General features: G+C 36.6%; 12 protein-coding genes. 9 read left to right on the plus strand and 3 right to left on the minus strand.

Annotated features, from left to right (window positions below):
* Positions 1-15: 15 nt before the first annotated feature.
* The 6 genes from dtd to queA all read left to right on the plus strand — a co-directional run bounded on the left by dtd (position 16) and on the right by queA (position 4,809).
* Positions 16-468, plus strand: a complete 453-nt coding sequence (dtd, locus tag EKM03_RS11235; RefSeq protein ID WP_126740433.1) for a D-aminoacyl-tRNA deacylase — start codon at positions 16-18, stop codon at positions 466-468.
* 275 nt (positions 469-743) lie between these two features.
* Positions 744-914 (plus strand): type ISP restriction/modification enzyme, encoded by a 171-nt coding sequence (locus EKM03_RS11245; RefSeq protein WP_231507415.1) that lies wholly within the window; start codon positions 744-746, stop codon positions 912-914.
* Positions 915-916: 2 nt separating this feature from the next.
* Positions 917-1,906, plus strand: coding sequence for a virulence RhuM family protein (locus EKM03_RS11250; protein ID WP_126740434.1), 990 nt, complete (start codon positions 917-919; stop codon positions 1,904-1,906).
* A complete protein-coding gene (locus EKM03_RS11255; RefSeq protein WP_126453086.1) occupies positions 1,903-2,229 on the plus strand; it encodes a nucleotide pyrophosphohydrolase in 327 nt (108 codons plus the stop codon). The genes EKM03_RS11250 and EKM03_RS11255 overlap by 4 nt, the downstream gene beginning before the upstream one ends.
* A gap of 113 nt (positions 2,230-2,342) precedes the next feature.
* Positions 2,343-3,560, plus strand: a complete 1,218-nt coding sequence (gene aroA / locus EKM03_RS11260; protein ID WP_126568697.1) for a 3-phosphoshikimate 1-carboxyvinyltransferase — start codon at positions 2,343-2,345, stop codon at positions 3,558-3,560.
* A 199-nt stretch (positions 3,561-3,759) separates the two neighbouring features.
* The gene (gene queA / locus EKM03_RS11265) at positions 3,760-4,809 is read left to right on the plus strand and encodes a tRNA preQ1(34) S-adenosylmethionine ribosyltransferase-isomerase QueA (protein ID WP_126453091.1); all 1,050 of its coding nucleotides are present in this window, start codon (positions 3,760-3,762) and stop codon (positions 4,807-4,809) included.
* A 523-nt stretch (positions 4,810-5,332) separates the two neighbouring features.
* On the opposite strand, the gene EKM03_RS11270 is transcribed toward queA, so the two are convergent.
* Positions 5,333-5,545 carry a hypothetical protein gene (locus EKM03_RS11270; protein WP_126457414.1) on the minus strand — a complete coding sequence of 71 codons (213 nt, stop codon included), beginning with the start codon at positions 5,543-5,545 and terminating at the stop codon, positions 5,333-5,335.
* 67 nt (positions 5,546-5,612) lie between these two features.
* On the opposite strand from EKM03_RS11270, the gene kynU reads away from it, so the two are divergent.
* Positions 5,613-6,899 carry a kynureninase gene (gene kynU, locus EKM03_RS11275; RefSeq protein WP_126555013.1) on the plus strand — a complete coding sequence of 429 codons (1,287 nt, stop codon included), beginning with the start codon at positions 5,613-5,615 and terminating at the stop codon, positions 6,897-6,899.
* A 101-nt stretch (positions 6,900-7,000) separates the two neighbouring features.
* Entirely contained in the window at positions 7,001-7,408 is a 408-nt protein-coding gene (locus EKM03_RS11280) for a glycine zipper family protein (protein WP_126740435.1), read from the plus strand.
* 78 nt (positions 7,409-7,486) lie between these two features.
* Here EKM03_RS11280 and EKM03_RS11285 read toward each other — a convergent pair whose 3' ends face one another.
* Positions 7,487-9,019 carry a cryptochrome/photolyase family protein gene (locus EKM03_RS11285; RefSeq protein WP_126562864.1) on the minus strand — a complete coding sequence of 511 codons (1,533 nt, stop codon included), beginning with the start codon at positions 9,017-9,019 and terminating at the stop codon, positions 7,487-7,489.
* A 2-nt stretch (positions 9,020-9,021) separates the two neighbouring features.
* Positions 9,022-9,663 (minus strand): flavin reductase family protein, encoded by a 642-nt coding sequence (locus EKM03_RS11290; protein WP_126453105.1) that lies wholly within the window; start codon positions 9,661-9,663, stop codon positions 9,022-9,024.
* Between the two features lie 174 nt (positions 9,664-9,837).
* On the opposite strand from EKM03_RS11290, the gene EKM03_RS11295 reads away from it, so the two are divergent.
* Complete coding sequence (locus EKM03_RS11295; protein ID WP_126562863.1) at positions 9,838-12,228, plus strand: penicillin acylase family protein; 2,391 nt, start codon at positions 9,838-9,840, stop codon at positions 12,226-12,228.
* Positions 12,229-12,276 lie beyond the last annotated feature (48 nt).

Here is a 12,276-nt window from a genome sequence, read left to right on the forward strand (position 1 = left end):
ATAGAATATAAAAGAATGAAAATCGTCCTCCAAAGAGTTTCCCAAGCCTACGTAACCATCGATACTAAAGTCGTAGCCGATATCCAGAAAGGATTGTTGGTTTTGGTTGGGATTGAAGATTTAGACAATCAAGAAGACATCAATTGGTTAGCTTCAAAAACAGTCAATATTCGTATTTTTGGAGATGAAAATGCAGTGATGAATCTATCTGTCAAGGATACAGATGGCGATGTTATTGTGGTAAGTCAATTTACTTTGCACGCCGCTACTAAAAAAGGCAATCGTCCTTCCTATATCAAAGCTTCAAAACCAGAAATAGCTATTCCATTATACGAGAATTTTGTGCTTCAGCTGGAGAAAGAATTGGGTAAAAAAGTACAAACTGGCGTTTTTGGTGCAGATATGAAAGTACTTTTGCTGAATGATGGTCCTGTAACGATAGTAATTGACAGTAAAAATAGAGAGTAGGTTTCCGTACAGCTCTCCAAACATAAAAAGTAAATACCGGAAATTGTTATAAGAAACACCTCACTGAAGGTGTTTTTTTAGGTTCCAATTCTTTACATTTGTTCAAATACAACTGAGATGACTTTAGAACAATACATTCAAAATATAAATTCCGCCTACAAAAGAGGTAATGCAACAGAACACACCTATCGTGGCGATTTGAAGCAACTTATCGAAAGTATTGTTCAGGATGTTGCCGCAACCAATGAACCCAATATTTCGACAACGTTCCCGAAGTGGCTTGGAATTTTTACATTGGTGGTTATCAACCCGCTCAAAAATGGCTCAAAGACCGTAAGGAACGCAAACTGGAATTTGACGATATTGCCCATTATCAAAAAATCATTGTAGCACTAAGTGAAACGGATAGATTAATGAAAGTAATTGATACAATAGCAATAGAATAGTTATGGAAGAAAACGTAAAAAAATTTATTTTATACACCGCACCAAGCGGAGAAATACGTGTTGATGTTTTACTGCAAAACGAATTGGTATGGCTTTCGCAAAAAGCAATGGCGTTATTGTTTGACTGCAGTGCAGACAATGTTTCATTACACTTAAAAAATATTTTTGAAAGTAAAGAATTAGAAGAAAATGCAGTTACCGAGGTTTTCTCGGCAACTGCATCAGATGGCAAAACCTACAAAGTAAAACATTACAGTCTTGACGCAATAATTTCTGTTGGTTATAGAGTAAGCTCTACCAAAGCTACACAATTCAGGATTTGGGCAACCCAGACTTTAAAAGAATATATTATAAAAGGGTTTGTTCTTGACGACAATCGTTTAAAACAGGGTCAAGCAATTTTTGGAAAAGATTATTTTAAAGAATTACTGCAAAGAGTTCGTTCGATTCGCGCAAGTGAAAGAAGAATTTACCAGCAAGTAACGGATATTTTTGCGGAGTGCAGTATTGACTATGACAGCAATGCCGATATCACAAAAAATTTCTATGCCACAGTTCAAAATAAATTTCATTTTGCTATAACCGGTAATACTGCTGCCGAAATAATAGCCAAAACTGCCGACTCCAAAAAGGAAAATATGGGATTAACGACTTGGAAAAATAGTCCAAGTGGAAGGGTTTTGAAATCGGATGTGGTAGTTGCCAAAAATTATTTACAAGAAAAAGAAATTAAACAATTGGAGCGCACCGTAACGGGTTACTTTGATTACATAGAAGGATTGATAGAGCGGGAGAATACTTTTACGATGAGTCAATTGGCAACAAGTGTGAATAAATTTCTAAACTTTAATGATTATAAGGTTTTGGATGGTAAAGGGAAAATTTCTAAAATACAAGCTGATAAAAAAGCAATCGCTGCCTATGAAGCCTTTAATAAAACACAGAAAATAATTTCTGATTTTGATAAAGAAATAAAAAAACTAAAAAAATGAACCTAAAAAATTCCCAACTCGACGTAGATACTTGGATCAAAGAACACGGCGTTCGTTACTTTAACGAATTGACCAATATGGCGCAGCTTACCGAAGAAGTAGGGGAAGTGGCCCGAATCATCGCCCGTCGTTACGGCGAACAATCCGAAAAAGAAAGCGATAAAGACAAAGACCTTGGCGAAGAATTAGCCGATGTAGTTTTTGTGGTATTGTGTTTAGCCAACCAAACCGGAATTGATTTACAAGCCGCTTTTGATAAAAAAATGGATCTAAAATCCATTCGAGACAAAGACCGTCACAAAAACAATGAAAAACTCAAATAATTTGTGAAGTATAAATTATGAATTATAAATGCGGAGTGGTAAATTGCGACTCAAAAATTATTTGAGTTAAAAATGAAAGTATAATTCATAACTCACAACCCATAATTACAAAAATGAATTTACTGTTACAAACTTCCCAATCCAATTTACAAGCTCAAATTGCAGTTACTGGCTCAAAAAGCGAAACAAACCGCTTGTTATTGTTACAGGCCTTATTCCCAAACATTACTTTGGCCAATACTTCGAACTCTGATGATAGTGAAGTCATGCAAAAAGCATTGCTAGGAAACGAGGAAATAGTTGATATTCATCATGCAGGAACAGCCATGCGTTTCCTGACCGCTTATTTTGCTGTGAACGAAAGCCGCGAAGTAGTTTTGACTGGTTCTCAAAGAATGACGGAGCGCCCTATAAAAGTTTTGGTGGAAGCCTTGGAACAATTAGGTGCGAAAATAACGTACGAGAAAGAACCAGGATATCCGCCCATTCGTATCAAAGGACAAAAAATAACAGCTTCTAAAGTGAACATTCCTGCCAATGTGAGCAGTCAATACATATCGGCCTTATTATTAGTGGCGCCAAAACTGGAAAACGGTATTGAAATCACTTTGGTTGGTGAAATCACTTCAGTTCCTTATATCAAAATGACCCTGGCTTTGTTGAATGATTTGGACATTAAAACCAGTTTTGAAGGACATGTAATTACTATTTATCCAAAACAAGCAGTAATATCAAAAGTAATGACCGTAGAATCGGATTGGAGTTCGGCATCCTACTTTTTTAGTTTGGTTGCTTTGGCTGAAAATGCTACTGTTTCATTGACCAGTTATACAGAAACCAGTTTACAAGGCGATTCGGCTTTGGTAGAAATCTATAAGCTAATGGGCGTTGAAACGCATTTTGAAGGAAATAAAATGACGCTTACCAAACAAGGGAATTTCATTCCTCAAACTCTAAATCTTGAACTAAATAATACGCCGGATATTGCCCAAACCATTGTTGTTACCTGCCTTGGATTAGGAATTGGTTGCCATCTTACAGGCTTACATACCTTGAAAATTAAAGAAACAGACCGACTGGAAGCACTACGAATTGAGCTAACAAAACTCGGAGCGAGCATATCCGTTACCAATGATAGCTTGACGCTTTTGGCTTCAAGTGAAATCAATCACAACATTAAAATTGCAACCTACAACGACCACAGAATGGCAATGGCATTTGCACCATTAGCGTTGAAAGTACCCATAATCATCGAAAATGCCGAAGTCGTTTCAAAATCATATCCGGATTTTTGGGAAGATTTAAAAAGTTTAGGTTTCGAAATTTCGTAAAAAACCCTCAATTCATTGGGCGAAAAGATGTTTCCCTTTTCCCTCTCCTTTGGAGAGGGCTGGTGTGAGGAAAAATAAATTGCAAAACACTTGACAACGCCTATCTCACAATCGTATATTTGCACACTCGAATTAAGATTGTCATCCTGAGCGCAGACGAAGGACATAACTCATAATTCATAACTTATAACTTTTTAAGATGAAACTATCACATTTTCAATTCGATTTGCCAAAAGAACTTCTTGCTGAATATCCAGCTGAAAACAGAGACGAAGCACGTCTAATGGTTATAGATCGTAAGAAAGGGACTATAGAGCATAAAATGTTCAAAGATGTTATTGATTATTTTGACGAAGGCGATGTTTTAATTCTCAATAATACTAAAGTTTTTCCGGCACGTTTGTATGGTAACAAGGAAAAAACAGGCGCAAGAATCGAAGTTTTTTTACTTAGAGAATTAAATGCAGAGCAAAGACTTTGGGACGTTTTAGTAGATCCGGCCCGAAAAATCAGAATTGGTAACAAATTGTATTTTGGAGATGATGATTCATTAGTCGCTGAGGTGATAGATAATACTACGTCTCGTGGAAGAACATTGCGTTTTCTTTACGACGGTTCTTATGAAGAATTCAGAAATAAATTAACGGAACTTGGAGAAACTCCAATCCCAAAATACATTTCTAGAGACGTAACTCCGGAAGATGCGGAACGTTACCAAACTATTTATGCCAAAGAAGAAGGATCTGTTGCAGCGCCAACTGCAGGATTGCATTTCTCTAAACATTTAATGAAAAAACTGGAAATCAAAGGAATCAAATTTGCCGAAGTAACCCTTCACGTAGGTTTGGGAACTTTTAATCCGGTTGAGGTTGAGGATTTATCAAAACACAAAATGGATTCCGAGGAATTAAAAATCACTCAAGAAGCATGTGATATTGTAAATAACGCAAAAGTTCATAAAAAAAGAATCTGTACCGTAGGAACAACATCTATGCGTGCCGTAGAAAGTTCAGTTTCGTCACATAATACACTGAATCCTTTTGACGGATGGACAAATAAATTTGTGTTTCCACCTCATGAATTTACGATTCCCACCTGTATGATTACTAATTTTCACACGCCAAAATCAACTTTATTAATGATGGTTTCCGCTTTTTGTGGCCACGATTTAATGAAAAAAGCATACGCAGAAGCAATCGAAAAAGAATACAAATTCTATTCTTACGGTGATGCAATGATGATCATCTAATCTGAATTCATTTCAGTCTAAATAACAAAATCTCGTCAGCAATGGCGAGATTTTTTGGTTTATTCCGAGCACAGTTTTATAAGAGTGTGCCCCAAGGGTCGCGCTGTACGCTGTATCTTTATTTTCTTAAAGAAAGAAAATAAAGGATGCCGCTTCCATCCCTCACACAGAACGTTTGGAAAATGTGAGGACTTTTTGTGTAAAAAGAAATTTAAAACGGCATCTCAATTTTGTGTCTGAATAAATTTGTTACAGCTATTTTTTTGTCAAGTCGAGCGCAGTCGAGATACCGCGTTGAGTTTTGACTGCGCTCGACTTAATATATATTCTGAAGCCTTAAATTGTAATTTGAAAACACCGATACCTGCTTTTTTTTAGATTTCGTAAGTCAGAGTCTGCATTCTCAGCAATACTCGTGGCTCGTATACTTGCATCTTTAGTTGCCTGAGCAATCATTTATTTTTAGTTCGGCCAGTTTGATGTACTAATATTCCACGTCAGAATTAATCAATTCACGGGATTGTCACGATAATTTTTCAATTTTGTTTACTTCCTTAGATTGGATACTCACACTTTGAGTTAACGTGAATCCAGTAAAAATTTGCTGTCTCGTAGTTCCGTTTTTGTTATAAGTAGTTTCAAAATCTTTATTGAAATTTCCCGCAGAGAATATCATTTCATAGGCAATAACTCTTTTGCCGGATAAATAGTTTTTTTCTTTTCTCTCTGTCCTCATCCAATGCGACGTTGGCCTTTTTCAAAGTGGTGCTTTTTCACTACTTTTACAAAACAAAATACAAATCATGATTTTCGAAAACACCTTTGAATTTGCAAAACACCTCGATTTACAAGATCCTTTACACAAATACCAAGACGAATTTATTTTCCCGAAGGTACAAGGAAAAAAAGTAATTTATTTTACTGGAAATTCTTTAGGATTGCAGCCGAAACGCACCAAAGCGTATGTAGATGAAGTCATGAATGATTGGGCAAATCTAGCTGTTGAAGGACATTTTTACAGTGAAAAACCATGGTGGGATTACCACGAACGATTCGCAGATCCGTTGAGTAAAATTGTTGGTGCTTTACCAAGCGAAGTTACCGTGATGAATACATTAACGGTAAATCTTCATTTACTGATGGTTTCCTTTTACCAACCTACACAAACCAGATATAAAATTATTTGCGAAGAAAAAGCATTTCCTTCGGATCAATATATGTTTCAAAGTCAGGTCGATTTTCACTCCCAAAACCTGGGGATACAACTCGAGGATGCAATTGTTGAGATTAAGCGTCGCGATGGCGAACACAACATTCGCTTAGAAGATGTGTTGGCAAAAATTGAGGAAGTAGGTGATGAGTTGGCTTTGGTCTTAATTGGGGGAGTCAATTATTACACAGGACAGGTATTTGATATGAAAACTATTACCGCTGCAGGTCATAAAGTGGGAGCCTACGTAGGCTGGGATTTAGCGCACGCCGCAGGAAATATTAAGCTGGAATTGCACGATTGGAATGCGGATTTTGCCGCTTGGTGCAGTTATAAATACATGAATTCAGGGCCAGGAAATGCTTCTGGATGTTTTATTCATAAAAAGCACCACAACAATGCAGCGTTACCCAGATTTGCCGGATGGTGGGGACATAATAAAGAACGTCGTTTTAAGATGGAACAAACCTTTGATCCTATTCAAGGCGCTGATGGCTGGCAAATTAGTAATCTTCCAATACTTTCTCTGGCGCCTTATTTAGCATCTGTAGACATGTTTGATGAAATTGGGATGGATGCTTTGATCCAAAAAAGAGATGCGATCACTTCTTATTTAGAATTCATTCTGCATGAAATAGACAAAGAAGTGGATAGTAGTTTCGAAATTATAACACCGTCAAATCCCACAGAAAGAGCGTCACAATTGTCCGTCTTGCTTCATGGGGAAGGCCGCAGTTTGTTTGATTATTTAATGCAAAATGGGGTAATCACGGATTGGCGTGAACCTAATGTTATCCGCTTAGCGCCAGTGCCTCTGTATACTTCTTTTGAGGATATATATCAATTTGGGCAAATTTTGAAAGCAGGAATTCAGTCTTAAAACGGGCATTAAATAACACAAAAAATAGTTTTAATTTTATAAACTTAATTAACAGGGTTAAGCCTTTCTTTGTATTCGTACTAATTATGAAAATTAAAATTATGAAAGCATTATATTTTATACTAATAGCTGCAGGTATTGTTTCTTGTCAAAATCAAGGAAAAATGGACATTCAAAAAGCCAAACAGGCTACTGTAGACTCCATGAAAGTTGAAATCGAAAAACAAAGAGTGATCGACTCCATGCAGGTAGAAATGGTTAAAATCCAGGAAGCTAAAGTAGAAACTCAAAAAGAAGTAGTTGTTGTGGATCAACAAACAGCGGGGACTACTACAAAAAATAAAGGTTGGAGTGGTGCTGCAAAAGGAGCCGTAATTGGTGCCGGCGTTGGTGCTGCCACAGGGGCAATCATCAGTAAGAAAAAAGGACAAGGTGCTATAATAGGTGGTTTAGCCGGTGCGGGAGTAGGGGTAGGTACAGGCGCTATTTTAGATAGTAAAAAACAGTAAATAGATTTTTCAATATAACTTGGAGTGTTTAAGTTCAAAAAGAATTTAAACACTCCTTTTTATTTAGCGCTATCTAGTTTAATAGGAATCCATATTAGTGATAATTTCGTTCGCCTTAACTTTGATTTTATACATTTCTTCAGGATTCATTTTGTTCAATAAATTCATCATCATTGCCATGCGCTGGTTCCCTTTGAAATACTCTTTTTTCTCATCTAGGAAATTCCAATACAGCGTATTGAAGGGACAGGCTTTGTCGCCAAATTTCTCTTTGACATTGTAGTGGCATTTAGAGCAATTATTACTCATTTTGTTGATGTAACTGCCAGAGGAAACATAGGGTTTTGTGGCAATTATTCCGCCATCGGCATATTGTGACATCCCGCGTGTGTTGGGCATTTCAACCCATTCAATCGCATCAATATACACGCCCAGATACCAAGCGTCTACTTCGTCAGGATGAATCTGTGTCAATAGTGTAAAATTCCCAATAATCATAAGTCTTTGGATGTGGTGCGCGTAGGCTTCATCTAAACTTTGATTAATCGCGTGGCTCATGCAATTCATTTTGGTTTTACCTGTCCAGAAAAAATCAGGAAGCTTGTTTTTGTTTTGCAAGACATTCATTTTAGCATAATCAGGCATTTCTTTCCAGTATATTCCTCTTATATATTCGCGCCACCCTAAAATTTGACGCACAAATCCTTCTACTTGTGAGATAGTTATTTCTATTTCATTGTCATGATAAAAAGCAATCACGGTCTCGAGGACTTCCTTTGGAGAAAGCATTTTGCTATTCATGGCAAAAGACAAACGAGAATGGAAAAGGAATTTTTCATCGGTATGCATTGCATCTTCGTAATCACCGAAATGTTTTAACAGATTTTTACAGAAATAATCTAAAACCTCGAACGATTGCTCGCGCGAAGTAGGCCAACTGAAATTATCTAAATCGATGTTTCCAAAAGTGATGATCCCAGCTTCTTTAATTTGGGCAACAACTTTAGAAACATTGGTGTGAAAATTCTTTTCAGAAGGCACAGGAACTTCTCCTTTGTATTTTTTGCGATTATCGGCATCAAAATTCCATTGATTTCCCACAGGAGTTGACCCATTCATTAACAAATGATGTTTTTTACGCATGCTGCGATAAAAATTTTCCATCAGCAACAGCTTTTTACCCTCAAAAAAATCGGAAAGGTCATGACGCGTAGTGTAAAAATGCTCGGAGTCAAAAGCTTCTGATTCTATTTTTAGATTGGAACAAATTGTTTTTAGTTGTTGGTCCAATCGGTATTCATCAGGGAATTGATATTCAAATTTTTCGATTTTATATTTTTCGATACAGAAAGCAATAATTTTTTCTAGATCCTGAGGATTATCGCCATCAGTAATTTGAAAATATAAGGCTTGATGTCCTCGTGATTGTAGGGCTGTGTAAAAATTTCTCATCGCCATAAAAAAGGCCACCACTTTTTGGATGTGATGTTTTACATACGCTGATTCCTGACGCATTTCGGCCAGCACATAAATAGTGTTATGATCTTTCTCCACCAACCAGGAGTGTTTTAAATTGAGTTGATCTCCAAGGATTAATCGTAGTTTTTTCATTTTTATTTTTTGTAAAAGGAAACAGTAGAAACTTCTTTTCGGGCATATTCAAAACGGTCGATAAGTTTGGGTAAACAATAGCCATCAAGGCCGTTTAGCGCCACAACATTGCCTTTATCAATTTGTAACCACCCATCTTTATGTATTAATTTCTCCTCAAAAAATAAATTTTCGATAGCTGCAATTACATGAATTGTATTGTTTTCCTGGATGTAATATTCATTTAGATATTTGCAATGCAACTGCACAGGGCTTCCTTTTACAAAAGGAGTTTCAATGTTGGTCTTGTATTCTTCTTCCAGGCTTGTTTTATCAAATTCAGAAACGCCTAAATCATAATTTGCGGAGGTATGATGCGCATCGGCAATCATGTCAGCAGTGATGTGATTTACCGTAAAATAACCAGTCTCTTTTATATTTTTGTAGGTGTCTCTGGGAACGGTTGTGGGTCGCATAATGAATCCAATTATGGCAGGATTACTACCTAAATGTGTGATACTGCTAAAAATTGCTACGTTAGTGTTTCCGTCCAATGATTTTGTAGCAAGAAGATTCGCTGATTTATAACCCGTGCACGAATTGATTAAATTCAGTCTTTCAATTTTTTCCATTTTGGAAATAGCTTCTTGAGAAATATGTTTCATCTTTTTACTTTTGAACAAATATACTTTTTGTTTAATTAAAATGGAAATAAATTAAACAAAATAATAAATAAGGCTCAATTATTTATTTTGAATTAATTTTGAACAAACACATTATAAGTAAATTGTTCTAATTGACTTATAAATCTTATATATTTGTTGCCAATTTATGTAAAGATGCAAACACTTAAAAAGGTCCTTCTGGTTTTACTTTCTTTATTGTTTCTTTCAGCAATAGTTGTGCTGATTTATGGGTTTTATTTAAAGCCAACCTATGAAGGGGAACTAAAACTTAAAAATATTGGAAAGGAAACCACAGTTTATTTTGATGAATTTGGAGTGCCTCATATTTATGCGGCAAGTTCAAGGGACGCTATGGTTGTGTTGGGTTACGTACATGCGCAAGAACGATTGTGGCAAATGGAATTGATGCGGCGTATTGCTCCGGGACGATTGTCAGAAATTTTTGGACCAGTTGGATTGAAAAGTGATCTGTTTTTTGCCGGATTAGGAATCGAAGAAGCTTCCGCAAAAGCAATCGCAGCTTTAGATAAGAAAAGTTCCAGTTATCTATTGACAATGGACTATTTAGACGGGATAAACCAATATATGGCAGAGGGAACTACGCCAATAGAATTCAGTTTAGTTGGTGTCAAAAAAGAAAAGTTTACCATAAAAGACGTCTACAATATTTTTGGATACATGTCTTTTAGTTTTGCTATGGCCCATAAGTCAGATCCTTTGTTGACGGATATTCGGAACAAGTACGGAATGGACTATCTCAAGGATTTTGGCATTGACGGTTCATTTAATACCACAAAAATAAAAAATGCAAAACATAAGCCACAGGAATATGCTGCTATTTCAAAATCAGTAGCCTCACTTTTAGACCAATCCCCTATCCCACCCTTTATAGGAAGCAACAGCTGGGTTCTTTCTCCAAAGAAAACTAAAAAAGGAAAAGTGATTTTTGCCAATGATCCACATATTGGGTTTTCGCAACCCGCAACTTGGTATGAAGCGCACTTAGTAACTCCGGATTTTGAATTGTACGGTTGCTATTTAGCAGGTACTCCATTCCCATTATTGGGACATAACCGTAACTATGCGTACGGATTAACCATGTTTGAAAATGATGATATTGATTTGTACCAAGAAGAAAATAGTCCTGGAAATGCGACCTCTTACAAAACGCCAACGGGGTATAGGAATTATGAAATTCGCCGAAAAATTATAAAAATAAAAGATTCTACTGATGTGGTTTTGAATGTAAAAGTGAGTCGTCACGGGCCTATCATGAATGACTTAATTGTAGGGCTGGATAAGGACAAACCAGTGGCAATGTCTTGGATTTATACCCAACAACCCATACGAATTCTGGACGCAGTGTATAGGCTTTCGCACGCTGAAAGCAAGGAAGATTTTCTAAAAGGAGTGGCTCTGATAGCCGCACCGGGACTGAATGTTATGTATGGTGACTCCAAAGGAAATATTGCATGGTGGGCAACAGGAAAATTATACAAGCATAATGAAGGCGTGAATCCGAATTTTATTTTGGATGGGGCGAGCGGGAAAGACGATATCAAGGAATATTTGGATTTCTCCAAAAATCCTTCAGCGGTGAATCCAAAATGGAATTACGTGTATTCAGCCAATAATCAACCAGAGGCAATAGACGGATTTTTGTATCCGGGCTATTACCTTCCTGAAGACAGAGCCAAACGAATCACGCAATTATTGAATAAAAAAACAAAATGGAATAAGGCAACTGTGGGCAGCATGATTTTTGATAATACATCACCAGTTGCGCCTGACGTTGTAGCACGTTTAATTTCGAATCTGGATTACACTACGCTTTCAAATAATGAAAAAGAAGCCTTTGCTGTTTTGAAAAAATGGAAAGGTTCTAATAATCTGGATGATGTAGCACCCACAATCTATAATAAATGGATTTTTAATTATTTAAAAAATACTTTTGAGGACGAACTGGGAGCTGCTAATTTCAAGCAGTTTTTAGGCACGCATATCATGAAGCAAATGATCGCCAGACAACTTGAAAACAAAAACTCACTGTGGTGGGATAATATCAATACAAAAAACCATTCGGAAACAAGGCGAGAAATCGTGTCGCTATCGTTCAAGGAATCGATTGCTGCTTTAGAAAAACAATTGGGCAATTCCGTATCAGCTTGGACCTGGAACAAAGTACATACTCTGGAACATCAGCATCCGTTGGGTAAAATTGCAGCTTTAAGAACTATATTTAATGTTGGTCCATTTGAGGTTTCAGGTTCAACGGAAGTGATTAATAATTTGTTTTTTGATTATACCGAAACGGGTCAGTATCAAGTAAAAGGCGGGCCTTCAACACGAAGAATTATTGATTTCTCAGACATTGAAAATAGCTGGGCCATTTTGCCAACGGGACAATCCGGAAATCCATTCAGTGCACATTATAACGATCAGGCGGAATTGTATAATTCAGGAAAATTCAGAAGAATGAAACTGAACGAAAAGGAGATTGTTAGGACTTCGACAAAATTGGTGTTTATTCCCTATAAAAAATGATTGTTTTTTAAAGTTATTAAAACATTAAATCAGTAATTTTGCCTAACT

This window comes from Flavobacterium sp. GSP6, assembly GCF_003984855.1.
Taxonomy (GTDB): domain Bacteria; phylum Bacteroidota; class Bacteroidia; order Flavobacteriales; family Flavobacteriaceae; genus Flavobacterium.

Bases quoted from the DNA above. Each gene is read 5' to 3' on its own strand.
- dtd (WP_126740433.1), top strand. From the start codon at position 16: ATGAAAATCGTCCTCCAAAGAGTTTCCCAAGCCTACGTAACCATCGAT.
- EKM03_RS11250 (WP_126740434.1), top strand. From the start codon at position 917: ATGGAAGAAAACGTAAAAAAATTTATTTTATACACCGCACCAAGCGGA.
- EKM03_RS11255 (WP_126453086.1), top strand. From the start codon at position 1,903: ATGAACCTAAAAAATTCCCAACTCGACGTAGATACTTGGATCAAAGAA.
- aroA (WP_126568697.1), top strand. From the start codon at position 2,343: ATGAATTTACTGTTACAAACTTCCCAATCCAATTTACAAGCTCAAATT.
- queA (WP_126453091.1), top strand. From the start codon at position 3,760: ATGAAACTATCACATTTTCAATTCGATTTGCCAAAAGAACTTCTTGCT.
- EKM03_RS11270 (WP_126457414.1), bottom strand. From the start codon at position 5,545: ATGAGGACAGAGAGAAAAGAAAAAAACTATTTATCCGGCAAAAGAGTT.
- kynU (WP_126555013.1), top strand. From the start codon at position 5,613: ATGATTTTCGAAAACACCTTTGAATTTGCAAAACACCTCGATTTACAA.
- EKM03_RS11280 (WP_126740435.1), top strand. From the start codon at position 7,001: ATGAAAGCATTATATTTTATACTAATAGCTGCAGGTATTGTTTCTTGT.
- EKM03_RS11285 (WP_126562864.1), bottom strand. From the start codon at position 9,019: ATGAAAAAACTACGATTAATCCTTGGAGATCAACTCAATTTAAAACAC.
- EKM03_RS11290 (WP_126453105.1), bottom strand. From the start codon at position 9,663: ATGAAACATATTTCTCAAGAAGCTATTTCCAAAATGGAAAAAATTGAA.
- EKM03_RS11295 (WP_126562863.1), top strand. From the start codon at position 9,838: ATGCAAACACTTAAAAAGGTCCTTCTGGTTTTACTTTCTTTATTGTTT.